Source organism: Agrobacterium sp. RAC06 (genome assembly GCF_001713475.1).
In the GTDB taxonomy this organism is placed as follows: Bacteria; Pseudomonadota; Alphaproteobacteria; order Rhizobiales; family Rhizobiaceae; genus Allorhizobium.
Map to the genome: position 1 here is coordinate 1,813,306 of NZ_CP016499.1, position 26,993 is coordinate 1,840,298.

General features: G+C 62.8%; 27 protein-coding genes. 9 read left to right on the forward strand and 18 right to left on the reverse strand.

The features are described from left to right. Positions 1–3 precede the first annotated feature (3 nt). Positions 4–1,854, forward strand: a complete 1,851-nt coding sequence (gene mutL / locus BSY240_RS08860; RefSeq protein ID WP_069042045.1) for a DNA mismatch repair endonuclease MutL — start codon at positions 4–6, stop codon at positions 1,852–1,854. 96 nt (positions 1,855–1,950) lie between these two features. Next, positions 1,951–2,181, forward strand: a complete 231-nt coding sequence (locus BSY240_RS08865) for a DUF2093 domain-containing protein (RefSeq protein ID WP_069042046.1) — start codon at positions 1,951–1,953, stop codon at positions 2,179–2,181. A gap of 3 nt (positions 2,182–2,184) precedes the next feature. Here BSY240_RS08865 and lpxK read toward each other — a convergent pair whose 3' ends face one another. The 6 genes from lpxK to BSY240_RS08895 form a co-directional block, all read right to left on the reverse strand. Then, complete coding sequence (gene lpxK, locus BSY240_RS08870; protein ID WP_054148821.1) at positions 2,185–3,219, reverse strand: tetraacyldisaccharide 4'-kinase; 1,035 nt, start codon at positions 3,217–3,219, stop codon at positions 2,185–2,187. 113 nt (positions 3,220–3,332) lie between these two features. Then, positions 3,333–4,040, reverse strand: a complete 708-nt coding sequence (locus BSY240_RS08875) for an HAD family hydrolase (RefSeq protein ID WP_054148820.1) — start codon at positions 4,038–4,040, stop codon at positions 3,333–3,335. Positions 4,041–4,062: 22 nt separating this feature from the next. After that, entirely contained in the window at positions 4,063–5,382 is a 1,320-nt protein-coding gene (waaA, locus tag BSY240_RS08880; RefSeq protein ID WP_069043910.1) for a lipid IV(A) 3-deoxy-D-manno-octulosonic acid transferase, read from the reverse strand. Positions 5,383–5,537: 155 nt separating this feature from the next. Then, positions 5,538–5,774 carry a DUF4170 domain-containing protein gene (locus BSY240_RS08885; RefSeq protein WP_006726614.1) on the reverse strand — a complete coding sequence of 79 codons (237 nt, stop codon included), beginning with the start codon at positions 5,772–5,774 and terminating at the stop codon, positions 5,538–5,540. 63 nt (positions 5,775–5,837) lie between these two features. Beyond that, the gene (locus BSY240_RS08890) at positions 5,838–6,638 is read right to left on the reverse strand and encodes a 3'(2'),5'-bisphosphate nucleotidase CysQ (RefSeq protein ID WP_069043911.1); all 801 of its coding nucleotides are present in this window, start codon (positions 6,636–6,638) and stop codon (positions 5,838–5,840) included. Between the two features lie 16 nt (positions 6,639–6,654). Next, positions 6,655–8,001: a TldD/PmbA family protein gene (locus BSY240_RS08895; RefSeq protein ID WP_054148818.1), complete on the reverse strand. Its 1,347-nt coding sequence runs from the start codon at positions 7,999–8,001 to the stop codon at positions 6,655–6,657. 137 nt (positions 8,002–8,138) lie between these two features. Here BSY240_RS08895 and BSY240_RS08900 point away from each other — a divergent pair, with 137 nt between their 5' ends. Then, complete coding sequence (locus BSY240_RS08900) at positions 8,139–9,947, forward strand: monovalent cation:proton antiporter-2 (CPA2) family protein (RefSeq protein WP_069042047.1); 1,809 nt, start codon at positions 8,139–8,141, stop codon at positions 9,945–9,947. Positions 9,948–9,950: 3 nt separating this feature from the next. Here the strand turns inward: BSY240_RS08900 and BSY240_RS08905 are convergent, their stop codons facing one another. From BSY240_RS08905 to BSY240_RS08915, 3 genes are read right to left on the reverse strand one after another with little or no spacing between them, the layout of a single operon-like run. Beyond that, a complete protein-coding gene (locus BSY240_RS08905) occupies positions 9,951–10,826 on the reverse strand; it encodes a patatin-like phospholipase family protein (protein ID WP_054148816.1) in 876 nt (291 codons plus the stop codon). 27 nt (positions 10,827–10,853) lie between these two features. Then, the gene (rsmD, locus tag BSY240_RS08910) at positions 10,854–11,414 is read right to left on the reverse strand and encodes a 16S rRNA (guanine(966)-N(2))-methyltransferase RsmD (RefSeq protein WP_069042048.1); all 561 of its coding nucleotides are present in this window, start codon (positions 11,412–11,414) and stop codon (positions 10,854–10,856) included. Between the two features lie 6 nt (positions 11,415–11,420). Continuing rightward, positions 11,421–13,457, reverse strand: a complete 2,037-nt coding sequence (locus BSY240_RS08915) for a pseudouridine synthase (protein WP_069042049.1) — start codon at positions 13,455–13,457, stop codon at positions 11,421–11,423. Positions 13,458–13,526: 69 nt separating this feature from the next. On the opposite strand from BSY240_RS08915, the gene BSY240_RS08920 reads away from it, so the two are divergent. Continuing rightward, positions 13,527–13,979 carry a nucleoside deaminase gene (locus tag BSY240_RS08920; protein WP_069042050.1) on the forward strand — a complete coding sequence of 151 codons (453 nt, stop codon included), beginning with the start codon at positions 13,527–13,529 and terminating at the stop codon, positions 13,977–13,979. Next, a complete protein-coding gene (locus BSY240_RS08925) occupies positions 13,979–14,299 on the forward strand; it encodes a hypothetical protein (RefSeq protein WP_069042051.1) in 321 nt (106 codons plus the stop codon). Before BSY240_RS08920 ends, BSY240_RS08925 begins: the two co-directional genes overlap by 1 nt. A 7-nt stretch (positions 14,300–14,306) precedes the next feature. Here BSY240_RS08925 and BSY240_RS08930 read toward each other — a convergent pair whose 3' ends face one another. From BSY240_RS08930 to ileS, 3 genes are all read right to left on the reverse strand, one after another. Further along, positions 14,307–14,789, reverse strand: a complete 483-nt coding sequence (locus BSY240_RS08930; protein ID WP_069042052.1) for a GNAT family N-acetyltransferase — start codon at positions 14,787–14,789, stop codon at positions 14,307–14,309. Between the two features lie 68 nt (positions 14,790–14,857). After that, complete coding sequence (locus BSY240_RS08935) at positions 14,858–15,490, reverse strand: hypothetical protein (protein WP_069042053.1); 633 nt, start codon at positions 15,488–15,490, stop codon at positions 14,858–14,860. 147 nt (positions 15,491–15,637) lie between these two features. Beyond that, entirely contained in the window at positions 15,638–18,544 is a 2,907-nt protein-coding gene (gene ileS, locus BSY240_RS08940; RefSeq protein WP_069042054.1) for an isoleucine--tRNA ligase, read from the reverse strand. A gap of 317 nt (positions 18,545–18,861) precedes the next feature. Here ileS and BSY240_RS08945 point away from each other — a divergent pair, with 317 nt between their 5' ends. Continuing rightward, a complete protein-coding gene (locus BSY240_RS08945) occupies positions 18,862–19,146 on the forward strand; it encodes a ribbon-helix-helix protein, CopG family (RefSeq protein ID WP_069042055.1) in 285 nt (94 codons plus the stop codon). After that, positions 19,143–19,430, forward strand: coding sequence for a type II toxin-antitoxin system RelE/ParE family toxin (locus BSY240_RS08950; protein ID WP_069042056.1), 288 nt, complete (start codon positions 19,143–19,145; stop codon positions 19,428–19,430). The genes BSY240_RS08945 and BSY240_RS08950 overlap by 4 nt, the downstream gene beginning before the upstream one ends. A gap of 15 nt (positions 19,431–19,445) precedes the next feature. Here the strand turns inward: BSY240_RS08950 and BSY240_RS08955 are convergent, their stop codons facing one another. From BSY240_RS08955 to chrA, 6 genes are all read right to left on the reverse strand, one after another. Further along, the gene (locus BSY240_RS08955; protein WP_054148807.1) at positions 19,446–19,685 is read right to left on the reverse strand and encodes a BrnA antitoxin family protein; all 240 of its coding nucleotides are present in this window, start codon (positions 19,683–19,685) and stop codon (positions 19,446–19,448) included. A 101-nt stretch (positions 19,686–19,786) separates the two neighbouring features. After that, positions 19,787–20,233, reverse strand: a complete 447-nt coding sequence (locus BSY240_RS08960; RefSeq protein WP_069042057.1) for a DUF6691 family protein — start codon at positions 20,231–20,233, stop codon at positions 19,787–19,789. Further along, a complete protein-coding gene (locus tag BSY240_RS08965) occupies positions 20,233–20,661 on the reverse strand; it encodes a YeeE/YedE family protein (RefSeq protein ID WP_054148976.1) in 429 nt (142 codons plus the stop codon). The genes BSY240_RS08960 and BSY240_RS08965 overlap by 1 nt, the downstream gene beginning before the upstream one ends. A gap of 106 nt (positions 20,662–20,767) precedes the next feature. Next, positions 20,768–21,748, reverse strand: coding sequence for a bifunctional riboflavin kinase/FAD synthetase (locus BSY240_RS08970; RefSeq protein ID WP_069042059.1), 981 nt, complete (start codon positions 21,746–21,748; stop codon positions 20,768–20,770). A gap of 13 nt (positions 21,749–21,761) precedes the next feature. Continuing rightward, the gene (locus BSY240_RS08975; RefSeq protein WP_069042060.1) at positions 21,762–22,610 is read right to left on the reverse strand and encodes a TIGR01459 family HAD-type hydrolase; all 849 of its coding nucleotides are present in this window, start codon (positions 22,608–22,610) and stop codon (positions 21,762–21,764) included. Positions 22,611–22,719: 109 nt separating this feature from the next. After that, positions 22,720–24,075: a chromate efflux transporter gene (chrA, locus tag BSY240_RS08980; protein ID WP_069042061.1), complete on the reverse strand. Its 1,356-nt coding sequence runs from the start codon at positions 24,073–24,075 to the stop codon at positions 22,720–22,722. A gap of 151 nt (positions 24,076–24,226) precedes the next feature. Here chrA and groES point away from each other — a divergent pair, with 151 nt between their 5' ends. Continuing rightward, positions 24,227–24,523, forward strand: coding sequence for a co-chaperone GroES (gene groES, locus BSY240_RS08985; RefSeq protein ID WP_054148802.1), 297 nt, complete (start codon positions 24,227–24,229; stop codon positions 24,521–24,523). A 69-nt stretch (positions 24,524–24,592) separates the two neighbouring features. Then, positions 24,593–26,233 (forward strand): chaperonin GroEL, encoded by a 1,641-nt coding sequence (gene groL, locus BSY240_RS08990; RefSeq protein ID WP_054148801.1) that lies wholly within the window; start codon positions 24,593–24,595, stop codon positions 26,231–26,233. Positions 26,234–26,993: the final 760 nt, after the last annotated feature.

Genomic DNA, 26,993 nt, shown 5'->3' on the forward strand with positions numbered 1-26,993 from the left:
TTCATGATCATCAAGCAGCTCTCCGAAACGCTCATCAACCAGATCGCCGCCGGCGAGGTCATCGAAAGACCGGCCAGTGCGGCGAAGGAATTGATCGAGAATGCGATTGACGCAGGCGCCACCCGGATCGAGGTGGCAACGGCTGGCGGCGGCAAGACGCTACTGCGCGTCATCGACAATGGCTGCGGCATGGGGCCTGAGGATCTTGCGCTTGCGATCCGGCGGCACTGCACGTCGAAGCTCAACGAAACCTTGTTCGACATCCGCTCGCTCGGCTTCCGGGGCGAGGCCCTGCCCTCGATCGGCTCGGTCGCCAAGCTGACGATCACCAGCCGTCCCGCCGGCGCCGACAGCGGCGCCGAGATCGCCGTGGTCGGCGGCAAGGTGGGGGACGTGCGCCCGGCAGCCGCCAATCCCGGCACGACGGTCGAGGTGCGTGATCTGTTCTTCGCCACACCGGCGCGGCTGAAATTCATGAAGACGGAAAAGGCGGAAGCCGGCGCGATCACCGAGATCGTCAAGCGCATGGCGATTGCCTTTCCGGCGATCCGCTTCGTGCTCTCGGGAACGGACCGTTCGACACTCGAGTTTCCCGGCACCGGCGACGATCATCTGGCGCGTATCGCCCAGATACTGGGTGCCGATTTCAAGGACAATGCGATCGAGCTCGATGCCGAGCGGGAGGATGTGCGGCTCACAGGCTTTGCCGGCGTGCCGACCTTCAATCGGGGCAACTCCGCCCATCAATATGCCTTCGTCAACGGCCGCCCCGTGCAGGACAAGCAGATCCTGTCGGCCATTCGCGGCGCCTATGCCGAGACGATCCCGCAGGGACGTTATCCGGTGGCGGTGCTCTCATTGACGCTGGACCCGGCGCTGGTCGACGTCAACGTGCATCCGGCGAAGTCGGATGTGCGTTTCCGTGACCCGGCCCTGGTGCGCGGCCTGATCGTCGGGGCCATCCGGCAATCCCTGCAGCGCGAAGGCGACCGGGCGGCAACAACGGGTGCCGGCGGCATGCTGCGCGCCTTCCGGCCCGGGTTCTCGCCGCAGCCGGCACAGGCGTGGTCTCCAGCCAGTTCCCCGTCTCGGCCTCTTTATGGCGGTGCGCCAAGCTATGGCGGCGGGCTTGCGGCTGCGGCCGCACCGGCTGCGCGCGGTTTTGGCGAGGCGGCGCAGGCAGCATTCGACAGCCTGTCCGTGCCGACCGCCCGCAGCGAACCGGTCGTGACCGCCCCTGCCCCCGCAAGCGCTTCTGTCGAGGCAATCTCGAACTATCCGCTGGGTGCAGCGCGGGCACAGGTGCATGCCAACTATATCGTCGCTCAGACGGAGGACGGGCTCGTCATCGTCGACCAGCATGCCGCTCATGAACGCCTGGTCTTCGAGCAGATGCGCAAGGCGTTGACGGGCCGACGACTCCCCTCGCAGGGTCTGCTCATCCCTGAGATCGTCGACCTGCCGGAAGAAGACTGCGACCGGCTGATGACCCATGCGGAAAGCCTGGAACAGCTGGGGCTTGCAATCGAACGCTTCGGCCCGGGCGCAATCGCGGTGCGTGAGACACCGGCGATGCTCGGCGAAATGGATGCGACGCAGCTGGTGCGCGATCTCGCCGACGAAATCGCCGAATGGGATACGGCCGACCGGCTGTCGGCCAAGCTCGAACATGTCGCGGCGACCATGGCCTGCCATGGTTCGGTGCGATCAGGCCGGCGGCTTCGGGTCGAGGAAATGAACGCGCTTCTGCGCCAGATGGAGCAGACGCCGGGCTCCGGTCAGTGCAATCATGGACGACCCACCTATGTGGAACTCAAGCTCTCTGATATCGAACGGCTGTTCGGACGTAGCTGAGCCGCCGCAGATGGTGGGTTTTGCGGCGAGCCATCTTTCAATCGCCCGGAGGGCGCTGTATTGCAGTTCCGTGACACGCGGCGCAGGAGAAGAGTGATGAACCGTTTCGAAGGCGGCGGAAACCGCGAGGCCAAGATCCGCTATCTCGATGCCGATTTCCAGATCCTGACACCGGGGGCCTTCGTCACCTGCGCGATCACCGGACGGCCCGTGCTGGTCGATGAACTACGCTACTGGAGCGTCGTCCGGCAGGAGCCTTACGCGGATGCAGCAGCATCACTCGAAGCCGAGAAGCGCGCGGGCGCGCTGCCCAACCAGCGGCGCTGAGCCTCAGGCCTTCTTGCCGAGACGCCTGCGTCTGCAGGCTTCGATTGCCCGGTCGATGATCAGGTCCGGCGCCTTCGGGTCGTCGAAGAGCATGTCGACATCGACGACCCTCGATTTTTCCCGAAGCTCCTCCGAACGTCCATGACCGCCTGACAGGCGGACGCTGTCCTTGGCCGTCGTGACGAGTTGCAGGCCCTGTCTTTCGGCGCGAGCGATGAGATCCGATATCTCGTCCTCGGCGAGGTGATGGTGATCGGGGAAATCCTGACGATCGGCGATGACGGCGCCGAGCTCGCCCAAGGTCCGATAGAATTTGTTGGGGTCGGCGATGCCGGCATAGGCAAGCACGGATAAACCGACGAGTTCGCGGCCGGTGCTCGGCACGACATTGGCGACCAGGACCGGCTTGCCGCTGCGGGATGCCTTGCGGACGAACTGGTCGGCGGCATCGCCCTTGCCGACCTTCAGGATCGCATCAAGGTGGCGCATCTGGATGCCGATCGGGGCCCGCACAGGGCCCGACGGGACGACCCAGCCATTGCCGATGCCACGCTGGCTGTCGATGACAATCAGGGCGTAGTCGACCATGAGGCGCGCACTCTGGAAGCCGTCATCCATGATGATGATATCGGCACCCTCGGCCACCAGCTTCTCGGCCCCGGCAACCCGCCGGCGGGAGATGACCGTCAGCGCCTCGCGGGCGAGCAGCAAGGGCTCGTCACCAACGGCCGTCGAACGATGATGATGCGGGTCGACGACCGTCGTGACATCGAGAGAGCCACCGTAACCACGGCTGAGAAAACCGGGCTTCAGCCCACGCGCCTTCGCGGCCCTGGCGATCGCGATCGCGGTCGGCGTCTTGCCGGCGCCGCCGACGGTAAAGTTGCCCACGCAGATGACTGGGACGGATAAGACATGCCGGCGGCGATGGCGCATGACGGCACCGGAAATGCGGCCATAGGCGAAGGAGAGCGGATAGAGGCAGATTGCCTGCCAGCCGGTCTTTGTCCACCAGAAGGGCGGTGCCTCGGATACCATTCTTGTCCCTGTCGTGACCTCAGCGCCCCGCGGACGCCTCCTTATCGGCGGAACAAGAACCATTGCAACGCTTGATGGTCAAGCGCGAGCGTGCCGAAATGGCACGGCGTGTCTCAGGCAAAAAGCGCTTCGAGCCCCGAGATATCGCCCAAGATCATGTCAGAGTGAAGGGTCAGCGTTTCTCGCGAGCCGGTTCCTGAGAGGACTCCGATCTTCAAGCCGGCACCGGCATTCAGCCCCATGTGCAGATCGTGATTGTTGTCGCCGACGACGGCGACTTCCGACGGGGCAAGACCCGTTGCCGCGCAAAAGCCGAGCACCATGCCGGCCTCCGGCTTCTTGCCGTGGCCGCTGTCATAACCGGCGATGTAGTCGACGAAGGGCATGATGCCGAACCGTTCGGCAGCAACCCGGATCGAGCGTTCGTTGTCGCTGGAGGCAATTCCCAGGCGAAGGCCCTTGCCATGCAGACGGGCGAAAAGCGGTTGAAGCTCGGTCACTGGCACGGAGAACTCTGCGGCCTTGGCGAAGCACGCGTCGATCTTCGGCACCAGAACGTCGAGCGCAATGGGCGAACCCGCCGCAATCATGCCTTCGGCGATCTCGACCGTATTGCCGGCCGCAAACAGGCTGTCCGGTACGATGTCGCCGGACACCGGATCCATGCCGCATGCTAGAAGCAACGCATCGGCAAGTGCTTGATCACCATCCGCCGCCATCAGGGCCACTTCCCGGTTGACCGGTCCCCAGCTCGCGTCAAAATCGAGCAGCGTCCCGTCCTTGTCGAACAGGATGCCGGCGATCCGGGGTTTGTCGTTCATGAAAGAGGTCCTGAGGTGAGTGTCAGCTCTGGCCCGCAGCGCGCGGCTCGAGCTTGGCCTTGACGGAGAGAGGGCTGATATAGGGTTCGAGCCCCTTGAGGGTCGTCGTCAGCGCACCGCGCATTTCCTGCATGCTCTCGATGCCGGCGTCGATCATCTTGGCGCGGGCGACTTCATTGTTGAGCAGGAAATGGACGGCCTTGGCCAGCATTTCGGCATCACGGACAATGCGGGCCGAGCCCTTGCGCACGAGGCGCTGGTAGCTTTCGCGGAAATTGCTGACCTGCGGGCCCGACAGCACGGCGCAGCCGAGCATGGCCGGCTCCAGCGGGTTCTGACCACCTTCTGCCGAAAGCGAACGGCCGACGAATGCGACCTCCGTCAGGCGCAGATAAAGCCCCATCTCGCCGATGGTGTCGCCGAGGAACACATCGGTCTCGGGCGTGATGACATCGCCGCGCGTGCGGCGCGCGACCACCAGACCCTTTTCGACCAGCATAGCCTCGATTTCGTCGCAGCGATCGGGATGGCGCGGCACCAGAACGGTTAGCATGCCGGTATGGGCCTTGAGTGCCCGGTGGACCATGGAGGCGATCTTCTCTTCGCCCTCGAAGGTCGAGATCGCCGCCCAGGTCTTGCGGTCGCCGATCTGCTGACGATAGCGCTCCAGCACCTGCTCATCGCAGGGCGGCGCGTCGCTGTCGACCTTGATATTGCCCGACACGCTGACCGGCCAGGCGGCCAGATCACGGAAGCGTTCCGCATCGAGGTCGGACTGGGCAATCACCAGCGCCAGTTTGCCAAACAGTGTTTCGGCAATCGAGGGATGGCGCTTCCAGCGATCAAAGGACCGATCGGACATGCGGGCATTGACCAGGATCTGCGGGATATGACGCCGATGCAGTTCGGCAAGCGTCGTCGGCCAGATCTCGGACTCCACACCGATTGCAACATCTGGCTGCCAGTAGTCGAGGAAACGACGGATGCAGGGGAGAAGGTCGAGCGGCACATACTGGTGCAGGACCATGTCGCCGAGGCGGTTCTTTGCGACTTCCGCCGAGGTGACCGTGCCGGTGGTCAAGAGTACATGAATGTCACGACGGCGCAGCTCGCGCATCAGGGCGACGACGGCCGTCGTTTCACCGACGCTTGCGGCGTGGATCCAGACGAGCGGACCGGCGGGTCGGGCAAGGCTCGCATGGCCGAAGCGTTCGCTGCGGCGGGCGCGGTCTTCCTTGCCCTTGGCGGCACGATAGGCAAGCAGGGGGCGTGACAGTGGGTAGGCGGCGAGACCCAGCCAGCCATAGGACGTCAGAGCGAGGGATGCGAGACCGTCGCTCAGTGCCATCGATCAAACCTGCTCATCTTCATCGACAATGCCGTTCTTCCCGTTCAGGAGGCGTCGCTACGCAACAAGAGAGATGCAAGAAGACTGAGTTGAAACCGTGACCATTGGAGGTCGAATGCAGCGGCGGCGCGGTGGCCGCCTACCCGTCCTTACTTCTCTGAAGGATTGAGCAGCCGGTGCATGTGGACGATGAAGTAACGCATATGGGCGTTGTCGACCGTCTCCTGTGCCTTCGCCTTCCAGGCGACAAGCGCGCTGGCATAGTCCGGGAAAATGCCGACGATATCGAGCTTGGTCAGATCACGGAACTGCACCTGTTCAAGGTTTGACAATTCACCGCCAAAAACGAGATGGAGAAGCTGCTTGTTTTCGTTGGATTCCGTCATGTTTGCGGCCTTTTTCTCATTCCTAGTCTGTTGGGAACCATCTGCGCGATTTCGCCCCAAAGGTCAACTCCGGGGAATTCGGGAGATGTTCTTGAGCAAGGCTGGAAGTAGCTCTCGCGATGCTGCGCAGAGCACCGGATGCGTCACCTCTTGCCTGTTGTAGACGAGCGCTTCGCCGGCGAGATCGGTGATCGCCCCGCCGGCACGCGCAAGGATCAGATCGGCAGCAGCCAGATCCCAGTCATGGCTGCTCTTCTTCACCAGCGTCGCATCGATGCGGCCGTCCGCCACCAGCGCCAGCCGGTAGGCGAGCGAGGGTATGTGATCGACGCGCTCGATGCGGGGTCTGATCGCCGAACTGAAACTTGCCACCATGTCCTGCGCCGAGGCGAACTTCAGGCTGCCCTCGATGCCGGCCGTCGAGACCGAAATGTCCTGGCCGTTGCGGCGCGCGGGGCCCTCGATCGTTGCGGTAAACTCTTCGCCCAGGGACGGCGCGACCAGAATACCGGCGACGGGCGCTCCCTTGTGGACGACGGCCACCGAGACGCACCAGGTATCCTTGCCTGCGAGGAAAGCCCGGGTGCCATCGATCGGGTCGATAACGAAAAGCGTGTCGCAGGAGAGCCGTGCCGGATCGTCGTCCGTTTCTTCCGACAGCCAGCCGTAATTCGGCCGTGCCTGACGGAGGATCTCCTCAAGGATGCGGTTCGCGGCATAGTCGGCTGCGCTGACCGGCGAGCGACCCTCGTTCTTCCACCAGACCTCCGGCGACTGGCCGAAATGCGCCATTGCCACCTTGCCGGCCTCGCGAGCAGCGTCCGTGATCAGCGCAAGGTCCGCCTGCCAGTCGAATTGCGGCATGGCCTCGGGCTTTAGATCAGGTTCCGGCAAGGGTCATGCCCTCGATGGCAAGTGTGGGAGCTGCGACACCGAACTTGCGGTCGATGTCATTGGCCACCGTGATCCGCATGAACATGTCCTTCAGGTTGGACGCGATCGTGATCTCAGAGACCGGATAGGTGAGTTCACCGTTTTCGATCCAGAAGCCACTCGCACCACGGCTATATTCGCCGGTGATCATATCGACGCCACTGCCGATCATATCGGTGATGTAGAGACCCGTGCCGACGCTGCGGATCAGTTCATCAGGCGAAATGTCGCCCGGCTCCAGGGCGAGATTGGTTGAAGACGGCGAGACCGAAGTGCCGCCGCGTACGCCACGGCCATTGGTCTTGAGGCCAAGCTCCCGAGCGGCAGACGAGGACAGGAACCAGTGTTTCAGCACACCGTCCTCGATCATCGTTAGCGGCTTGCCCGAGATGCCCTCACCATCGAAGGGGCGCGACGAGGAGCCGCGGACCTTCAGCGGATCATCGGTGATGTTGAGGCCTGCCTTCAGGACCTGCTGTCCCATCTTGTCGCGCAGGAAGGAGGTCTTGCGGGCGACTGACGCACCATTGATGGCGCCGGCGATCGTGCCCGCGAAGCCTCTGGCGACGCGCGGGTCGAAGACGACAGTGAGGTTGGAGGCAGTCGGCACCTGGCGCGGGTTCAGCCGCCGGATCGCGCGCTCGGCGGCGCGGCGACCGATTTCTTCCGGGCTGTGGAGATCGGCGAAATAGAGTCGGCTGTCGAAATCGTGGTCGCGCTCCATCTTGGTCCCCTCGCCGGCGATGACGCCAACCGAGCGGGAGAAGCGCGAACCGGCATAGCTGCCGGAAAAGCCATGTGAGGTGACGAGCACGAGGCCACCCATGCCGGCCGAGGCTCCGGCGCCCAGAGAATTGCTGACGCCGCTGACCGAACGGGCCGCTTCTTCCATGGCGAGTGCGCTTTCGCGCAACTGGTCGCCAGAGACTTCCGTCTCATCAAAGAGCTGCAGGTCGGGAATGTCACGGGCGAGATCGCTCTCGTCGGCGAGACCGGCAAAGGGATCTTCGGGCGAGACCTTGGCCATCGCGACGGCGCGTTCGGCGAGCGCCTTGAGGTCGAAGCCCGGATTGGCCGACACGCTTGCCACCTGGCGACCGATGAAGACGCGCAGCGAAAAGTCGTCACTCTCGGATGCTTCGGTCGACTCGACCTTGCCGAGCCGGACACTGACCCCCTTGGAACGAGAGCGCACGACGACCGCATCTGCCTTGTCGGCCCCTGCCTTGACGGCGAGGTCGACGAGTTGCTCGGCGCGTTCGAGGAGGTTGGCGGAATCGATTTGATTGGGCATAGGTTGGCCTTTCCTTCAAGCTCCATTTATTGTGCCTGTGAAGGGGCATCAAGGGTGGATCGGGCTTTTCCGTTCACGAGCCCGGCATAGGTCCATTTCAGGTCAGCCAGATCCGGCAAAACGAGGAGACAGAACTCTTGGCCAGCGCAACCGAAGCACTGTTCGCCCAACCCTTGCTCCTCCTCGGGGGGGCTGTCATTGCAGCCCCGATTTTCCGCAAGCTCGGGCTTGGAACCGTGCTCGGCTATCTCGCCGCCGGCGTGGTGATCGGCCCGGTCCTGCACCTGATCGGAGGCTCGGGAGAAATCCTGGCGGTCGCCGAACTCGGTGTTGTGCTGCTGCTCTTCATCATCGGACTGGAACTGAAGCCCAGCCGATTGTGGCACATGCGACGCGACATTTTCGGGCTTGGGACCAGCCAGGTCGTGCTCACGGGCCTCCTGCTGACGGCGCTGGTCTATGCGGCAGGCCTGCTCGACTGGCGCGGCGCGTTGGTTGCCGGCTTCGGGCTTGCGCTGTCGTCGACCGCCTTTGCGCTGCAATTGCTCGAAGACTATGGCGACATGAACAGCCGCTACGGACAGCGCTCCTTCTCCATCCTGCTCTTCCAGGACCTCGCCATCGTGCCACTGCTGGCCATGGTGACGGTCCTGAGCTCCCAGGGTGGCGAAGCGCAGCAATCTCCGCTGATCGAAATCGGGATCGCGATCGGCGCGGTGATCGGCATGATCCTGGCCGGGCGCTACCTGCTCACCCCGATGTTCCAGATCATCGCGCGGACGGGTGCGCGCGAGGTGATGATCGCGGCAGCCCTCTTCGTTGTTCTCGGATCGGCCTATTTGATGCAGGTGGCTGGCCTTTCGATGGCCATGGGCGCATTCCTCGCCGGCGTGATGCTGGCCGAGTCTTCCTATCGCCACGAACTGGAGGCCGATATCGAGCCCTTCCGCGGACTGCTGCTGGCGCTCTTCTTCATCGCTGTCGGCCTGTCGATGGAGTTGCAGGTCATCGTCGACAATCTGGTCCTGATTGCCATTGCGGTACCGGTGCTGATGGCGGTGAAGGCGCTCGTGATCTACGCGATCTGCCGCGCTTCGGGCTCGTCGCGCAACGATGCGATCCGTATCGGCATGTTGTTGCCGCAAGGTGGCGAGTTCGGTTTCGTGCTCTTCACCACGGCTGCGGCCGCCGGCCTCTTTTCGGGCGCGCAGTCATCCCTGCTCATTTCCATCGTCACCCTGTCCATGGCCCTCACACCGTTGACGGCGCTCATCGGCCAGCGCCTGCTGGCCCGCGAGACGTCGGACAAGGAGGAGATGGACGAGGATTTCGAAGGTGCCGGATCGGATGTGCTGATGGTCGGCTTCTCCCGCTTCGGTCAGATCGCCGCGCAAATCCTGCTCGCGAGCGGGCGGGACGTGACCATTCTCGACGACAGTCCGGATCGGGTGCGCCAGGCGGGAACCTTCGGCTTCCGGATCTATTTCGGCGACGGCACGCGGCTGGACATGCTGCGGGCGGCCGGGATCGAAAAGGCGAAGATTGTCGCCGTTTGTACCCACAGGAAGGATATCACCGACAAGATCGTCGATCTCATCCGCTCCGAATATCCCGATGTGCGCCTTTTTGTACGGTCCTATGACCGCATCCACAGCCTGGAACTGCGGGCCCGAGACGTGGAATACGAGCTGCGTGAAACCTTCGAGTCCGGTCTGCTCTTCGGGCGCCGGACACTGCAAGGTCTCGGCGCCACGGAAGACGAGGCCTATGAGATCGGCGAGGACATCCGACGCCGCGACGAGGAGCGCTTAAGGCTTCAGGCGCAGGAAGGTATCCTCGCGGGCCGGGAACTCATGCACAAACGACCGGTCAAGCCGGAGCCGCTGATCAAGCCGAAGAAGCAGATCCACGCCGTCGAAGACGAAGAAAAGTCCCCGGCTGCCTGATCCTCACCGGCGGACAAAATCCTCGATGCGGGCGGAAAGATCTCGCTTCAGCGGCTCCTTCATGCGGTCGCAGATTTCAAGGATCTGCCGGGCCTTGAAGAAATCGAGGACCTTGTAGCTGTTGACCTCCGGCCGGATATAGATGTCCGGCTGGCAGATCTTCATCTTCAGCGCGATATGCGACTGCATCATCAGCTGCGATGCCCCGAAGAGACTGTCGATACGGTTCGGCATCAGCGAACCATCGCCTTCCGGCGCGCCGATCACATCAATAGCGACCATGATGTCGACCTTGCCGACGAGGTGGTCGTAAGGCACCGGATTGAAGATGCCGCCGTCGATCATCAGGCGGCCACCAATAGTGACGGGAGCAAAGAGCGCCGGAATGGCGGCCGAGGCAGATAGCGCCTCGTGAAGATCGCCCTCGGTTCGGACCAGTTCGCACTGGCCGTAATAATCGGTGGCGATGACGGTCAGCGGTAGCCGCAGCTCCGCAAAGTTCTCGGGGATCTCAGGCGGCAGGAAGGCGCGCAAAAGCCGCGGCAGGTTGAACTGCCCGAGGCGGACGCCACCGAGCGCCCGAATGCTTGCCGGGCGCATGCCCCAGAAGCGGTTGAGCACAAGGCCCCTGTTGTCGGCAAGTTCGAGCGTATAGTCCCTGATGTCGCGGCCGCTCATGCCGGCGGCATAACCGGCGCCGAGGATTGCGCCCATAGAGGAGCCGGCGATCAGCGTTGGCTTAATGCCGAGTTCGTCGAAGACTTCGAGCACCGGGATATGGGCAAAGCCGCGCGCGCCCCCTGCCCCGAGTGCCAGACCGATGGTCGGGTCGGCCTTGACAGCTTCGGAGGGAATGGGCGTTTCGGCGACGAGATCCATGGGCTGAGCCTTTTTCCGCTGAGGGGATCAGGACTGCCTATAGGAAAAGAAGTACATTTTCGTGTCACCGAAGGTCCGCTCCTCGATGAAGGCGAAAACCGGGTCGACAGAAACTTGAACATCGGCGCGCTCTTCGAGGATGACGAGAGCATCTTTCGCCAGCCAACCGCCCAGATGGGCCGAAAGCAGCGCCTTCTCACCCAGCCCCTTGCCATAGGGTGGATCAGCAAAAACCAGTTCGAAGGGTTCGATGTTGTTGGATGGGCCGAGATCGGTGGCGTCGCGTCTCAACATGCGGGCGCGGCCATGCAGGCCGAACGCATCGATATTCTCCCAGAGCAGGCTGCGACCCTCGACGCTGTTTTCGACGAAAAGCGCCGACTTGCAGCCGCGCGACAGCGCCTCGATGCCGACAGCACCGGTGCCGGCAAAGAGATCGAGGATGCGGGTGCCATCGAGCACGCCCGGATGGGCATGCGCGAGGATGTTGAACAGGCTTTCCCGCGTCCGATCGAAGGTCGGCCGGATGTCATTCGACTTCGGCGTGGCCAGGTTACGGCCACGAAACTCACCGCCGACGATGCGCATGACGGCTTACCTCTTGCCCTTGGGGGCGCCCGTGCGGGGACCGGAGGGCTTGCCACCCGGGCCGCCGGAGCGTGGGCCACCTGCAGGGCGTCCGCCCGGCTTGCCGCCGAAGCTTTTGCCGCCACCAGGCTTGCCGCCAAATGACTTGCCAGCAGGTTTGCCAGCCGGCTTGCCGAAGGACTTGCCAGCGGGCCGATCACCAAAGGGACGATCGCCCGCAGGTCTCGCGCCGCGCGGCTTGTCACTAAAAGGCCTGTCGCCGGCCGGACGCTCGCCCCGGGGGCGATCATCACGGGGACGGTCATCACGCGGTCTGGCGTCACGAGGGCGGTCATCACGGGCGCGGTCTGGCGTGAACCGTTCCGTACGCGGACGATCCGGTTTGTCGCCGAAAGGTTTGCGAGGACCACGATCGCCAAAATCCTTGCGAGGTCCGCGGTCGCCGAAGTCCTTGCGCGGACCTCGATCTGCACCCTCGCGACGTGGACCGCCGGGCGCGCCTTCGCGGCGAGGGCCGCGGTCTTCGCCTTCACGACGCGGTGCGCGCTCGGCGCGATCGCCGAAATCGCGCTTGGGGCCGCGATCCGCCCCCTCACGACGAGGTGCACGATCATCACCGTCGCGGCGGGGCGCACGCGCGCCAAAACCACCGGGCTTTGCACCACGATCACCACCGCGACCGCCGGGCTTCTGATCCGGGCCGTCGGCGCGGATCCAATCGCCCTCCTCGTCCCGGGCGCGGGTAATCTGAACGGTGGACGTCGGACGATCGTCGAAGCGTTCGGCAGGCTTTGCGCCGCGCGGATCGGGCTTGCGACGGGCAGCCGCTGCTGCCGCCTTCTCGCCGAGCGGACGTGCGCCAGGCGCCATCCAGACATTGGCGGTGCGGCCCTTGGTGTTGCCTGCCGGGCGCTTCGGCTTGTCGGAGAACTTGTCGCCTGTTTTCGCAGCCTCGTCGCGGCGGGTGTCGAGGCGTCCGAGTACCTTCTCGCGGCGGTCGCCCTTGTCGGACCAGTCTTTCGGCGCGCGCTTCTTTTCGGCCGGACGCTCGTCGCGGCCCCAGTCGGGCTTCGCTTCGCGCGCAGGCTTTCTAGCAGGAGCTTCTTCCTCGTCCGTCTCAACGCCGTGGGCATAGATCGGAGCGTCGAAATTGGCCTTGGATTCCTCGATCAGGCGCGGGCCCAGCTGGTCGCGCAACATGCGGCCGCGGACTTCGAGCACCTTGCCTTCCGGGAGGTCGCCAAGCTGGAACGGGCCATAGGAGATGCGGATCAGGCGGTTGACCTCGAGACCGAGTGCGCCGAGCACGTTCTTGATCTCGCGGTTCTTGCCTTCGCGCAGACCCATGGTGATCCAGACATTGTGGCCCTGCTTCCGGTCAAGCGTGGCATCGATCGCGCCGTAGAGCACGCCGTCGACGGCGATGCCTTCCTTCAGCGCATCCAATGCCGGCTGGTCGACCTCACCATAGGCGCGCACGCGGTAACGGCGCAGCCAGCCGGTGGTCGGAAGTTCGAGCACGCGGGCAAGGCCCCCGTCATTGGTCAGAAGCAGCAGGCCCTCTGTGTTGATATCGAGGCGGCCGATCGACATGACGCGCGGCAGCTCTTCCGGCAGGTTCTCGAACACTGTCGGGCGGCCTTCCGGATCGGAATTGGTGGTCACCAGGCCGGCTGGCTTGTGATAGAGCCAGAGGCGCGTGCGCTCGATGCCGCGGATCGGCTGGCCATCGACCTCGATCGTGTCGGCAAGCGTCGCGTTGTGGACCGGGGTCTCCAGCACCTTGCCGTTCACGGAAACGCGGCCTTCCATGATCATGCGCTCAATATCACGGCGCGACGCGACGCCGGCGCGGGCGAGCAGCTTGGAAATGCGTTCGGGTTTCATCGTCTCTTCGCCGGCGGGCGCATCGGCGCGCGGCGCGCGGGCGGGCTTGTCTGCGGCGGCTGCGGACGGCTTGGCGGACGGTTTTCTGGTTTGCGGCTTGCCGCTGCGGTCGGAGGACTGTGCCCCCGGACGCCTGGACTTGTCTTTGAATGTCATTTGTTGTTTGCCTGTGGTTTGGGCTGTCGTATCAGGTCGCGCGGCTCTGGTTAAGTGGAAAGTTCGTGCATGGGGAAGACAAACGGCTTCATGGAGGCGGCCTTCGAGGAGGCGCGTGCGGCCGGCGCGCGCGGCGAGGTTCCAATCGGCGCCGTGGTGGTGCGCGACGGCGAGATCCTCGGGCGGGCGGGCAATGAGTCCCGGGCGCTCAGCGACGTGACCGCCCACGCGGAAATCCTCGCCATTCGCCGCGCGGCAGCAGCTGTCGGAGACGAGCGTCTCATCGATGCCGATCTCTATGTTACGCTCGAGCCCTGCACGATGTGTGCGGCCGCGATCTCCTTCGCTCGAATTCGCCGTCTCTACTATGCTGCGCAGGATATCAAGGGCGGCGGGGTCGAGAACGGCGTGCGCTTCTACCAGCAGCCGACATGCCACCATATTCCGGAGGTCTATTCCGGCATTCGCGAAAGCGAGGCCGCGGACCTGTTGCGGAACTTCTTTCAGGAAAGAAGGGATTGATGATCTATGTCCTGCTTCCCGTGTCGATTGCGGCCATGGCTGGTATCGCGATCTGGGCCTATCGCAACGTCGCTCCCGATGCCGAGCGGCTGCCGATGCAGTGGTCTTTACGCGGCGAGATCAACTGGCGGGCGCCGCGCCTGATTGCGATCGCGGTAACCCCGCTGCTGATGCTGGCACTGATCGTCGCGATTTTCATCTTCTCGCGCCATGATCATGCCGAGCGGAACATGGCACTCCTGTGGATCTCCGTTCTGGGGCCGGCGCTTCAGGCCTTGCACATGGCATTGGTGGCGCGGACGGCCGAGAACGGGGAGTGAGCCAACCTCACTCGGCGCCGGCAAAGGCTTTCAGCTTGTCGCCGGCCAGGCGGTAGCGGATCCATTCGTTCTGCGGCTCGGCACCGACAGCGTCGTAGACGCGAATGGCAGGTTCGTTCCAGTCGAGCACGCTCCATTCGAAGCGGCCGCAGCCTTTCGCCACCGCAACCTTTGCCAAATACCGGAGCAGAAGCTTGCCGGCGCCTGATCCGCGGTGATCGGGCGAAACATAGAGATCCTCAAGATAGAGGCCGTTTTTCGCCTGCCAGGTGGAATAGCTGTAGAACCAGACGGCAAAACCCGCCGGGCTTCCATCATGCTCCAGAATCACCGCTTCGGTGACCGAGCCCTCGCCGAAGATCGAGGCGCGGATCGTTTCCTCCGTCGCCTCCACCTCGTGCCCCGCCTTTTCATAGACGGCAAGTTCGGTGATGAAGCCGAGAATGATCGCGGCATCGTCTGGAGTTGCTGGACGGATGGTAAAGGACATGGGTCTACCTCAAGCAAAAGGGCAGGTCGTTTCCGCCCTGCCCTGAAATTCACGATGTCGGAGAAAACTTACTGGAAGGGCATCCACCAGGAGCTGCCCTGACGCGCTGCCTTGGCTTCGGCCTTGCGGCGCTTTTCCTTCTTCAGTTCCGGCTCGCCCAGATCGCTCAGAGCCACGTCCTGGGTCTGACGATATTCGGTCGGCGGATCGGAGAGAAGACGACGCTGGTCGATATAGGCGCCCTTCTGCAGCGCGCGCGCATCACGGAAGGCCTGCCATTTCTGGGTCTCGGTCATCGTGCCGGCCGTGCCGTAACCGGCAAGCAACGGCGAGCGATAACGCGGGTTGTCGGCATTGGCGTCGGCCTCGGCAACGAGACGTTCGCGGGCCTCTTCCGGCGATTCAACCCATTCAGGATTATTCTCGCGGCTGGCAACCGACTGCTGCGGCGCGACGAGCCCGGCCGTCTGCGCACCACCCGGCGGCAGCACGAGATCCGGACGCGGATTGTACTTGGTGCCCTTGTTGGCAGGCTCGCGCGGCGCGAGCGACACGGCCGAGCCGACGTCGTCCACCAGCTGCTCCATCGCCGTCTTGTCGGTGCCATAGGTCGGGCTGCCGACGCAGCCGGACAAGCCTGCCGTGACGCCGAAGAGGCCAACCAGACCGAGGCCAACTCTGAACAGATATGCCGAATTCATGAATGCCTACCAGCCTCGCCGCAGTTTCATCAGTCATGCCGAATGCTAGCGACCAGCCCTGCCGGTCGATTTCGGCCAATTTCAGGCAGTTTTACCGGATGACCCGCAAAAGCGCAAATCATCCGGTCACATTTCCTCAACCTGCCCTTACCCGGCCGTCTGAGCGAGTTCGCGCAGCGCCTGAGCATCACGGGCCGAGACGTCAGGATAGTCAGGATCGGAACCGACATCCCTAGTGATCTTCCAGGAGCGGGCGCACTTGGTGCCTTCGGCCAGCTTCGGCTCAACAGCGACCTTGGTGCCATCGTCCAGACGGAAGGCTTGATCAGGGCCTTCACCCGAGACAACCTGGATATCCGAGGTGATGCAGATCTCGGCGAAGTCGAGACCGTCGAGCGCCTTCAGGAGCTCGGCATCCGCCACATGGACGACCGGGGCTGCTTCCAGCGAGGAGCCGATGCGCTTTTCCTTGCGCTCGATTTCCAGGGCACCAGTGACGGCACGACGGACGGCGCGAACGCCCTTCCACTTTTCGGCAACCGCCTCGTTCGACCAGTCGGACGGAACCGTCGGGAACTGTTCGAGATGCACGGACTCAGCCTTCGGGTCACGCGACAGCCAGGCCTCTTCCGTCGTGAACGGCATCATCGGGGCAAACCACAGGACCAGGCAGTCGAAGAGCTTGCGGATGACGAAGAGGGAAGACCGGCGCTTGAGGCTCGACGGAGCGTCGCAATAGAGCGTGTCCTTGCGGATGTCGAAGTAGAAGGCCGAGAGCTCGACATTGGCGAAGTCGCTGAGAGCGCGGACGATGCGCTTGAAATCGAACTCGTCGTAACCCTTGCGGACGATCTGATCCAACTCGGAGAGCCGATGCAGCATCAGCTTTTCGAGTTCCGGCAGATCGGCATAGGCGATCTCGTCGCCATGGTCATGGGCAAGCGTGCCGAGCATCCAGCGGATGGTGTTGCGGATCTTGCGGTAGCTGTCGATGTTCGTCTGGATGATCGTCTTGCCGAGACGCTGATCTTCCCAATAGTCGGTGTTCATCACCCATAGGCGCAGGATATCGGCGCCGGATTCCTTCATCACATCCTGCGGCGTCACGGTGTTGCCGAGCGACTTCGACATCTTGCGGCCGTCTTCCGCCATCGTAAACCCGTGGGTGACGACAGCATTGTAGGGCGCGCGGCCACGGGTGGCGCAGCTTTCGAGCAGCGACGAATGGAACCAGCCGCGATGCTGGTCGGAGCCTTCGAGATAGACGTCGGCCGGCCATTTCAGGTCCGGGCGATCTTCCAGCGTGAAGGTATGCGTCGAGCCTGAATCGAACCAGACGTCGAGGATGTCGGTCACCATCTGCCACTTGTCGCCATCATGCTCGTTTCCAAGGAAGCGTTCCTTGGCACCTTCGGCGAACCAGGCGTCGGCACCTTCGACTTCAAAGGCTTCGAGGATGCGGGCGTTGACCTTCTCATCCTGCAGCACATTGCCTTCGGCATCGGCGAAGACGCAGATCGGCACGCCCCATGCTCTTTGACGAGAAAGAACCCAGTCCGGGCGCTGCTCGATCATGGCGCGGAGACGGTTCTGGCCACCAGCGGGGACAAAACGGGTCTGGTCGATAGCGTTAAGTGCGCGGGTGCGCAGCGTCGTGCCGTCGGCAAGGTCCTTGTCCATGTAGACGAACCACTGCGGCGTGTTGCGGAAGATGACCGGCTTCTTGGAGCGCCAGGAATGCGGGTATTCGTGCTTGATGCGGCCACGGGCAAAGAGGTTGTTCGCCTTGATAAGAGCGTCCATGACGCGCTTGTTGGCATCGCCCTTCTTGCCGTTGTCGTCGAGCACGCGGGCAGCACCACCTTCGGCCGAGGGGCCGAAACCGGGGGCGTCTTCGGTGTAGAAGCCGGCGTCATCGACCGGGAACGGGATCTTGGTGTCGATGCCGCGGGCTTCAAGGGCACGCACATTGGCCATCCAGGCTTCAAAGTCTTCGCGACCGTGCGAGGGCGCCGTGTGGACGAAACCTGTACCGGCATCGTCGGTGACGTGGTCGCCGTCGAGCATAGGGACGGCGAAGGTGTAGCCCAAATCGGCCAGCGGGTGGGCGCAGGTGATCGCGCCGAGTTCAGCACCGGTCACGTCGCGGACGAGCTTGAACGTCACCTTGGCCTTGGTGGCTGCGTCTTCGGCAAGGCGCTTGGCGAAGATCAGCTTCTCGCCCGGCTGCGGGCCGAAGTCATTGGTGGCTTCCGTGATCTCGTAGAGACCGTATTCGATCTTCGAGGAGTAGGAGATCGCGCGGTTGCCCGGGATGGTCCAGGGCGTGGTGGTCCAGATGACGACGGAGGCGGATTTCAGCTCGTCAGCGCCTTCAACCACCGGGAACTTCACCCAGATCGTATCACTCTCGACTTCGGCATATTCCACTTCGGCTTCGGCCAGCGCCGTGCGCTCGACGACCGACCACATGATCGGCTTGGAGCCGCGATAGAGCTGGCCGGACATGGCGATTTTCAAGAGTTCGCCGGCGATGCGGGCTTCCGAGTGGAAAGCCATGGTCGTGTAGGGATTGTCGAAATCACCCTCGATGCCGAGGCGGCGGAACTCGTCCGACTGCTTGTCGATCCAGCCTTGCGCAAACTCACGGCATTCCTGGCGGAATTCGTTGACCGGGACCTCGTTCTTGTCCTTGCCCTTTTCGCGATACTTTTCCTCGATCTTCCACTCGATCGGCAGGCCGTGGCAGTCCCAGCCGGGCACGTAGTTCGAGTCGAAGCCGCGCATCTGGAACGAGCGGGTGATGACGTCCTTCAGCACCTTGTTCAGCGCATGGCCGATATGGATGTTGCCGTTGGCGTAAGGAGGGCCGTCATGCAGGACGAATTTCTCGCGGCCGGCGGCCGAGGCGCGCAGGCGCTTGTAGAGACCCATCTCTTTCCACTTCGCCGCCATTTCCGGCTCCTTCTGGGGAAGGCCGGCGCGCATCGGGAATTCGGTTTCGGGCAGATAGAGGGTCTTGGAGTAGTCGGGTTTTTCTGGGGTATCGGTCATGGATCAGCCATCGGATGGGGCGACCTCAAGCGGTCGCGGAATTATGTCATGGATTGGCGGCAAGCGGGCGCTAAGGCTTTCAGACCCAACGCCAAAAACCCGGACCTTCCCGCAGCTCTTCAAGCCGCCGGGAGGGCCGGGCCAATAATTCGAATGATCCGGGCCGCCGAAAGATACGTCATGGCCGCGTTCTTTAGGGGTTTTTCGCGTTAAAAGGAAGGGGCAAGATGGGCGAGATGGACAGGTCGACGGGACATGCCTAGACTGTGTTCATCACCCCATGTCAGCGGGCCACACAGGATCAGGGCGGAGATGGCATGACACGCAAAGCGCAGCTCCAGGTCCACCTAGACGCCAAGCTCGCCGATGATTTTGCTGCTGCGGTCACCACCGCACAGACGTCGGAAAGCGAAGTTCTGCGGGAAATGGTGCAGGATTATGTCGAACGGCAGAAGGTCGACAGCAACTATCGTCAATTTTTGGAGGCCAAGGTTGCGCGTGGTCGCGACGAAGTGGCAGCAGGAGAGGTCGTCGCGGCGGACGATGCCGAGCGGATGTTTGCGGAGCGCAGGGACCTGGCTCTCAAAGCGAGCCGCTCATGATCGTTCGATGGACGCGCCAGGCCATTCGTGACCGCGCTTCCATCTTCGACTACCTCGTGGCGAAGAATCCGCTGGCCGCACTGTCCATCGACCACAGCTTCGAACAGGCTGCCATCCAGCTTGGCCAATTTCCCCATGCCGGCAAAATCGGCCTGATCCCTGGCACCCGCGAACTTCTGCCGCATCCCAGCTATCGTCTCATTTATGAGGTGACTAACGGCCAGCTGGCCATCCTCGCGATCGTCCATACCTCACGGCAATGGCCACCAACTGGCCGCGACTGACGCAAACCGCCGCTTTTACTCGCTGCCGTCTGCCTCGATGACCGCACGCAAGGCATCGTTGATGCGGTCCTGCCAGCCGGGGCCGTCCTTCTGGAAATGGGCGAGCACTGCGCTGTCGAGCTTGATCGAGACGAGTTCTTTGACGTCCGGTGCCGAGCGGCGCTCGACCACCGGGGCTGCCGGCTTTTTCACGGGTTTGAACAGGGCCTCGGCCGCATCCTTCGGGTTCACGGGTCTGCGCGGCGTCATGGCCATAGGGTGCCTTTCGGGCTGTCTGAAGTGATTTGCTGGGCCGCACTAGGCTTTAATGTGTGCCAGGCGTCAAGCCGTAATGGCCGACTTGCCGTCCGGCCCTCTCAGCCCGAACGTCCGACCGCATCGGCAAAAAAATCTGCCCTGGCAAGCCTTCGGGCGATCAGAATGCCGACGAGCAGGGCGGCCACGAAGATGGCGGCCGAGGCGTGGCCGAGGCCGAGTGCGGGGATCGAGGCGCCGGGGCAAAAGCCGGCAATGCCCCAGCCAATGCCGAAGACGGCCGAGCCGCCGATCAGCCGCGCATCGATCGCCTTTGCCTTGGGCAGGCGAAAGCTCTGGTCGAAGAGCGGCTTCTCGCGCATCCGGAACAGGATCGCATAGCCGGGGGCGGCAACAGAGAGAGCACCGGCCATGACGAAGGCGAGGCTCGGGTCGAAGCTGCCAGCGAAGTCGAAGAAGTTCAGCACCTTGGCGGGGTTCGCCATGCCGGAAAGGGCGATGCCCGTTCCGAAGAGGGCACCGATGAGGAAGACCAGGAGCAAACGCATCAGATCGCGCCTCCAAAGACGTGGCGGATGACGAAGACGGTGAGCACGGCGAATGCCATGAAGGTGGCGGTTGCTGCAATCGAGCGACGCGACAGGCGCGCCATGCCGCAAATGCCGTGGCCCGAGGTGCAGCCGGAGCCGAAGGTGACGCCGATGCCAGCAATCAGGCCGCCGATCACGAGAGCCGTGGTCGAAACCGGAACCGAATACTCGACCTCGTAACCGCCGAGCGTCAGGGCAAGCGGCGCAAGAATTGCCCCGGCGAGGAAGGCGGCCTTCCACGACCAGTCGGAACCGAGCGGCGGCAGGATGCCGCCAATGATGGCGGTCATGCCGGCAATCCGGCCCCAAGTGAGCATCAAGAGGAGCGCCGAGAGGCCGATCAGCAGACCACCGGCAAAGGACATCAGGGGGGTGAATTCGGTCAAGATAAACTCCGGAATTGCCGTTTCGAGACGGGGCATTAATCACATAGGCGCATCCATATGTGAGGCAATACCGGGCGGCAATTCAAATCGGCGAGACCGAGTTGCCTCAGAACGCGATGGCGGCGTCGAGGGCGCCAATTGGCTTGACGCCTGAGAGCAGTGCCCTCGCCTCGTCCGCATCCTTGCGGATCTGTGCCACCAACGGATCGAGCCCATCGAATTTCCATTCGTCGCGCAGGAAGCCGAAGAGCGAGACCGAACAGATCTCACCGTAGAGATCGCCGGCGAAATCGAAGACGAAGGTTTCGAGCCAGGGGTCACCATTGCTGGTGACGGTCGGGCGATAGCCGAAGCTTGCGACGCCATCACGAATGATGCCATCGGGACGGCGGAAGCGTACGGCGTAGATGCCTGGCTTGAGCGTTGCTTCCGGCGGGAGATGCATGTTGGCTGTCGGAAAGCCCAGCGTGCGGCCGAGCTGCTGGCCCTTCATGATCTCCGCCTCGACCGTATAGCGATAGCCAAGGAGACCGGCCGCCTGGGCGACGTCGCCTTCTGCGATCAGGCCGCGGATGCGGCTTGAGGAAATGACCTCGGCTCCCTCGTCGCGGAAGGCATCGACTAGACAGACACCAAAACCATGACGACTGCCGGCCTGCATGAGATAGGCGGGGCCGCCTTCCCTGCCCTTGCCGAAATGGAAATCGAAGCCGGTCACGACTTCTTTTGCACCCAGCCAGTCGCCCAGGATCGACTGGACGAAATCCTCGGCCGAGCGCTGCGAGAACTCCCGATCAAAGGGATATTCGATGACCGAATGGAAGCCCATGGCTTCCAGGATGCGGGCGCGAAGAGGCGGCGGCGTCAGACGGAAGACCGGCTTGTCGGGGTTGAAGACAGTGCGCGGATGCGGCTCGAAGGTGAGGACCAAGGCGGGAACGCCAAGCGCTTCCGCGCGCTCCAGCGCACGGCTCAAGACTGCCTGATGACCGCGATGCACGCCATCGAAATTGCCGATTGCGACCACGCCACCGCGCAGGGCTGATGGCAGCGGTTCTTTCTTCTCATTGCGGTGAAAGACGGTCATCGCAGGTCCCGCCTCATGCCAGCCTGTGCATCCAGTATTGCGGCGCGACCTTCTCGCGGTCGAGGAAGAGCTTGAGCCGGGCCTCGTCGGTCACATTGTTCGTCGCATAGTCGGCGGCGTGAATGCCACCGGAGATGTAGAGGAGATCGAGGCCTGCATCCACCGCGCCCTTGACGTCGGTCGGCATGCCGTCGCCGATGGCGAGCACGCGGGACTTGTCGAACTCGCCGCGAGCTTCGCGGGCAGCCGCCAGCGTCGCGTCATAAATCGGGCTGTGGGGCTTGCCGGCAATGCGGGTCTCGCCGCCGAGTGCGGTGTAGAAGGCAGCGACTGCGCCAGCGCAAGGGATGATGCGGTGGCCACGCTCGACCACGAGATCGGGATTGGCGCAGATAAACGGCACCTTGCGGGCGACGAAGGCGGTCAGCATGTCGCGGTAATCTTCCGGCGTCTCGACTTCATCGTCGAAGAAACCGGTGCAGACGACGCAATCGGCTTCGTCAGCCGAAACAACCGTCACGTCGAGACCGTCGAAGAGCGGCATGTCACGCTCGGGGCCGAGCAGGAAAACCTTCTTCGGGCCGGCGGCAATCAGTGTCCGGGTCACGTCACCCGAGGTGACGATGCGGTCATAGGCGGTATCCGGCACGCCGATGGCGCGCAATTGCGGGATGACGCCGATGGCCGGTCGGGGCGAGTTGGTGATCAGCACCACCGTCAGCCCCTTTTCGCGCGCCGCCGTCAGCGCTTCGCCGGCAAGCGGAAAGGCATCGATGCCGTTGTGCAGCACGCCCCAGACATCACAGAGAATGACGTCATAGGAGCCGGTCACGTCGCCGAGGGTGGAAATGCTGCGGGTCATCGTCTGTCCTGACTGGTCAAAGTGTGACCGGTGACATGGCAAAGGACGGGCGGCAAGGCAAGGGGCAAGCGTGATGGAGATCGAAATTGCTCCGGCTTCTCGCACCGCTTCAGAGCAGGAAACGCGCCGCAAGGCCAAGCGCTGCGGCGGCCAGAAGCGTCTTGCCGATGCCAAGGTGGAAGCGGAAAATCATCACTGCAGAGAGGACGGCGATGACCAATGCCTGCCAATCGAGGGTCGACCAGACGGGTTGGGGTACCGATAGCGTGAGTGGTCCGAAACTGGCGATCTTGGTCGGTTCCACCTGCATGAAGATCACGTGCAGCGCGAACCAGACCGCCAGGTTGAGGATGACGCCGACCACGGCAGCGGTGATGGCGGAGAGCGCTGCGCTGAGGAGCCGATTGCCGCGCAGTCGCTCGATGTAGGGGGCGCCGGCGAAGATCCAGATGAAGCTTGGGATGAAGGTGGCCCAGGCGGCGATCAGGCCGCCGAGGAGACCGCCAATCAACGGGTCGAGCCCGCCGCTTTCGCGGAAGCCGGCGAGAAAGCCGACATAGGAGAGCACGAGCACCAGCGGTCCTGGCGTCGTTTCCGCCAGCGCCAGGCCATCGAGCATTTCGCCGGGTTTCAGCCAGGCATAGTGATCGACGGCGACCTGGGCGACATAGGCGAGCACAGCATAGGCGCCGCCGAAGGTGACGAGCGCCATCTTCGAGAAGAAGCTCTGGATTTCGGGAAGTGCCGTTTCCGGCAGCAGCAGCCACAGAAGTGGCAGGGGTGCGAGCCAGACGGCGACCCAGAAGAGGAGCGTTGCGAGTTGGCTGAACAGAGGCGGACGGACGCCAATCTCTTGCGAGTTCTCTTCCGCCGCAGATGACGCGCCCCGCGCATGGAGCAGGCCGATCAAGGCAGCCGCAAGCACGACGAGGGGGAACGGCACCGAGAAGAGGAAAAGGGCAAGGAATGCACCTGCGGCCAGCCATCGGTGGAAGCTTGTCTTCAGGGCCCGCTTGCCGATGCGGATGACGGCTTCCACGACGATTGCAAGCACTGCGGCCTTCAGGCCGAAGAACAGGCCGGCGACAAGGCTCGCCTCCTGATAGAGCGCATAGAGCGTCGAGAGGCCGAGGATGACGGCGAGGCCTGGCAGAACGAAAAGAAGGCCGGCAACGATGCCGCCGCGCACGCCATGCAGGAGCCACCCGATATAGGTAGCAAGCTGCTGCGCTTCTGGGCCTGGCAGGAGCATGCAGTAGTTCAGCGCATGGAGATAACGGGCCTCGTCGACCCAACGTTTTTCCTCGACGCAGATTTTATGCATCAGCGCGATCTGCGCCGCCGGGCCGCCGAAGGACATCAGGCCGATGCGGGCAAAGGCGGAGACGAGCTCTGAGAAAGAAGGCGAAAGTGGAGGATCGATGGCCGCACTGCTTGTGTGAATGTCGGTGGATTTCGCCGGCATGCAGCAGTCCCTTTTTTCACGAGCGAGCTTGACTCGTCCGCAGGCTGTTCTTATCTCAGCCTCGCTGGCACTCTCCAGGGGGGAGTGCTAACAAATTCCGATGCGATGCCCTCCAGGGATCGCGAGTGTCATTTGATCGAGGGATTAGACAATGGCAAGCACCAATTTCCGTCCGCTGCACGACCGCGTTGTAGTCAAGCGCGTCGAGTCCGAAGAAAAGACCAAGGGCGGCATCATCATTCCTGACACTGCCAAGGAAAAGCCGGCTGAAGGCGAAGTCATCGCTGTTGGCCCGGGCGCCCGCGACGAAAGCGGCAAGCAGGTTGCTCTCGACGTCAAGGTCGGCGACCGCGTCCTGTTCGGCAAGTGGTCCGGCACCGAGGTCAAGCTCGATGGCGTCGACCTGCTGATCATGAAGGAAGCCGACATCATGGGCGTCATCGGCTGATTTCAGCGCGATCACCCCTCTTCCTTTTTAACCAAGTCAACAATGGGCTAGAAGCCCGGGAGTTTGAACATGGCTGCTAAAGAAATCAAGTTTGGCCGCACCGCGCGCGAAAAGATGCTGCATGGCGTCGACATCCTCGCAGACGCCGTGAAGGTAACGCTCGGCCCGAAGGGTCGTAACGTCATCATCGACAAGTCCTTCGGCGCTCCGCGCATCACCAAGGACGGTGTATCGGTTGCCAAGGAAATCGAACTGGAAGACAAGTTCGAGAACATGGGCGCCCAGATGGTCCGCGAAGTTGCTTCGAAGACCAACGACATCGCCGGCGACGGCACCACGACCGCAACCGTTCTTGCCCAGGCCATCGTTCGCGAAGGCAACAAGGCCGTTGCTGCCGGCATGAACCCGATGGACCTGAAGCGCGGCATCGATCTGGCCGTTCTCGAAGTCGTCAAGGACCTTCAGGCCAAGGCCAAGAAGATCTCGACTTCGGAAGAAGTAGCCCAGGTCGGCACGATCTCGGCAAACGGCGACACGCAGGTCGGCAAGGACATTGCCGAAGCCATGCAGAAGGTCGGCAACGAAGGCGTTATCACCGTCGAAGAAGCCAAGACCGCTGAAACCGAACTCGAAGTCGTCGAAGGCATGCAGTTCGACCGCGGCTACCTGTCGCCCTACTTCGTGACCAACCCGGAAAAGATGGTCGCCGATCTCGACGACGCCTACATCCTTCTGCACGAAAAGAAGCTCTCGAACCTCCAGGCCATGCTGCCGGTTCTCGAAGCCGTCGTACAGACCGGCAAGCCGCTCGTCATCATCGCTGAAGACGTCGAAGGCGAAGCTCTTGCTACGCTCGTCGTCAACAAGCTGCGTGGCGGCCTGAAGATCGCTGCAGTCAAGGCTCCTGGCTTCGGCGATCGCCGCAAGGCCATGCTGGAAGACATCGCCATCCTGTCGGGCGGCACTGTCATCTCGGAAGACCTCGGCATCAAGCTCGAGTCTGTTACCCTCGACATGCTCGGCCGCGCCAAGAAGGTCTCGATCACCAAGGAAAACACCACCATCGTTGATGGTGCTGGCCAGAAGTCGGACATCGAAGGCCGCGTTGCCCAGATCAAGGCGCAGATCGAAGAAACCTCTTCGGACTACGACCGCGAAAAGCTGCAGGAACGTCTTGCCAAGCTCGCTGGCGGCGTCGCCGTCATCCGCGTTGGCGGCTCGACCGAGATCGAAGTCAAGGAACGCAAGGACCGCATCGACGACGCGCTGAACGCAACGCGCGCCGCCGTTCAGGAAGGCATCGTACCGGGCGGTGGTACCGCTCTGCTGCGTTCTTCCACGAAGATCACCGTCAAGGGTGCAAACGACGACCAGGAAGCCGGCATCAACATCGTTCGCCGCGCTCTCCAGTCGCTGGTTCGCCAGATCGCCACCAACGCTGGTGACGAAGCTTCGATCATCGTCGGCAAGATCCTCGACAAGAACGAAGAGAACTACGGCTACAACGCCCAGACCGGCGAATTCGGCGACATGATCGCCATGGGTATCGTCGATCCGGTCAAGGTTGTCCGTACGGCTCTGCAGAACGCAGCTTCGGTTGCTTCGCTGCTGATCACGACCGAAGCCATGATTGCCGAGCTTCCGAAGAAGGAATCTGCTGGCGGCATGCCGGGCGGCATGGGCGGTATGGGCGGCATGGACATGATGTAAGACCCATCGGGTCTTACCATCGGGTCCATCAAAGCCGCCCATCACTCTAAGTGGTTCAGCGCGTCAAGCGCGCTGAACAGGCGGCATGGACATGATGTAAGACCCATCGGGTCTGACATCTGAGCCATCCGGTTCAGTCTTTCGGAAGGGCGGCCCTCGGGCCGCCCTTTTGCTTGGGTGCCGCGCAAATGCCCAAAATTGGAGCGGCGACTATTGGCTCAGTGCGCTTGACACAAAACTGTCCCCTACTTCATGGTACGCACAATCACTCGGAAGAAGTGCCCCCTAACGGGAATGACCTCTTCTCTTAAAGCTCTTATTTTATTTTATTCTAATATTTGTCTATATTGCATGGCTCAAGAGTCTTGTGCCAAATTCAGACATGAGCCGTTTTCAGGCGAAATAAATCATGGTATCCATTCTATTACTTCCGGGGCACTCTACGTGTTCTTCTTTGACCTTCTTGTGGGGGAAGGTCGAAAACCTGGCGGGTGCAGCAAGCGTCGCCACGGTCAAAGACATGGCTGCGGTCGGATCAATATGCGGCGATTGACTTCGTCCAGGTCTGTCGGTCGGTCGGCCGTCGGATCTGGATCACGATGCTGTGCAGGCTCGATCAGGGGCGAGTGGGCACGGTGATTGCGGTGGCCGATTTCACCGCGCGATGACCTGAGAGGCGGGATCGTTCTTTCGGGGGGTGCCGGCCGAGGCCGGATGGGGTTCGGCTGCGGGGTTCACACACTCCGGGCCGGGGAAATTG

What these genes read in the sequence shown, in the direction of transcription:
- mutL (WP_069042045.1), top strand. Translation starts at nt 4, where the DNA reads ATGATCATCAAGCAGCTCTCCGAAACGCTCATCAACCAGATCGCCGCC.
- BSY240_RS08865 (WP_069042046.1), top strand. Translation starts at nt 1,951, where the DNA reads ATGAACCGTTTCGAAGGCGGCGGAAACCGCGAGGCCAAGATCCGCTAT.
- lpxK (WP_054148821.1), bottom strand. Translation starts at nt 3,219, where the DNA reads ATGGTATCCGAGGCACCGCCCTTCTGGTGGACAAAGACCGGCTGGCAG.
- BSY240_RS08875 (WP_054148820.1), bottom strand. Translation starts at nt 4,040, where the DNA reads ATGAACGACAAACCCCGGATCGCCGGCATCCTGTTCGACAAGGACGGG.
- BSY240_RS08885 (WP_006726614.1), bottom strand. Translation starts at nt 5,774, where the DNA reads ATGACGGAATCCAACGAAAACAAGCAGCTTCTCCATCTCGTTTTTGGC.
- BSY240_RS08890 (WP_069043911.1), bottom strand. Translation starts at nt 6,638, where the DNA reads ATGCCGCAATTCGACTGGCAGGCGGACCTTGCGCTGATCACGGACGCT.
- BSY240_RS08895 (WP_054148818.1), bottom strand. Translation starts at nt 8,001, where the DNA reads ATGCCCAATCAAATCGATTCCGCCAACCTCCTCGAACGCGCCGAGCAA.
- BSY240_RS08905 (WP_054148816.1), bottom strand. Translation starts at nt 10,826, where the DNA reads ATGGATCTCGTCGCCGAAACGCCCATTCCCTCCGAAGCTGTCAAGGCC.
- rsmD (WP_069042048.1), bottom strand. Translation starts at nt 11,414, where the DNA reads ATGCGCATCGTCGGCGGTGAGTTTCGTGGCCGTAACCTGGCCACGCCG.
- BSY240_RS08915 (WP_069042049.1), bottom strand. Translation starts at nt 13,457, where the DNA reads ATGACATTCAAAGACAAGTCCAGGCGTCCGGGGGCACAGTCCTCCGAC.
- BSY240_RS08920 (WP_069042050.1), top strand. Translation starts at nt 13,527, where the DNA reads ATGGGGAAGACAAACGGCTTCATGGAGGCGGCCTTCGAGGAGGCGCGT.
- BSY240_RS08925 (WP_069042051.1), top strand. Translation starts at nt 13,979, where the DNA reads ATGATCTATGTCCTGCTTCCCGTGTCGATTGCGGCCATGGCTGGTATC.
- BSY240_RS08930 (WP_069042052.1), bottom strand. Translation starts at nt 14,789, where the DNA reads ATGTCCTTTACCATCCGTCCAGCAACTCCAGACGATGCCGCGATCATT.
- BSY240_RS08935 (WP_069042053.1), bottom strand. Translation starts at nt 15,490, where the DNA reads ATGAATTCGGCATATCTGTTCAGAGTTGGCCTCGGTCTGGTTGGCCTC.
- ileS (WP_069042054.1), bottom strand. Translation starts at nt 18,544, where the DNA reads ATGACCGATACCCCAGAAAAACCCGACTACTCCAAGACCCTCTATCTG.
- BSY240_RS08945 (WP_069042055.1), top strand. Translation starts at nt 18,862, where the DNA reads ATGACACGCAAAGCGCAGCTCCAGGTCCACCTAGACGCCAAGCTCGCC.
- BSY240_RS08950 (WP_069042056.1), top strand. Translation starts at nt 19,143, where the DNA reads ATGATCGTTCGATGGACGCGCCAGGCCATTCGTGACCGCGCTTCCATC.
- BSY240_RS08955 (WP_054148807.1), bottom strand. Translation starts at nt 19,685, where the DNA reads ATGGCCATGACGCCGCGCAGACCCGTGAACCCGAAGGATGCGGCCGAG.
- BSY240_RS08960 (WP_069042057.1), bottom strand. Translation starts at nt 20,233, where the DNA reads ATGCGTTTGCTCCTGGTCTTCCTCATCGGTGCCCTCTTCGGAACGGGC.
- BSY240_RS08970 (WP_069042059.1), bottom strand. Translation starts at nt 21,748, where the DNA reads ATGACCGTCTTTCACCGCAATGAGAAGAAAGAACCGCTGCCATCAGCC.
- BSY240_RS08975 (WP_069042060.1), bottom strand. Translation starts at nt 22,610, where the DNA reads ATGACCCGCAGCATTTCCACCCTCGGCGACGTGACCGGCTCCTATGAC.
- chrA (WP_069042061.1), bottom strand. Translation starts at nt 24,075, where the DNA reads ATGCCGGCGAAATCCACCGACATTCACACAAGCAGTGCGGCCATCGAT.
- groES (WP_054148802.1), top strand. Translation starts at nt 24,227, where the DNA reads ATGGCAAGCACCAATTTCCGTCCGCTGCACGACCGCGTTGTAGTCAAG.
- groL (WP_054148801.1), top strand. Translation starts at nt 24,593, where the DNA reads ATGGCTGCTAAAGAAATCAAGTTTGGCCGCACCGCGCGCGAAAAGATG.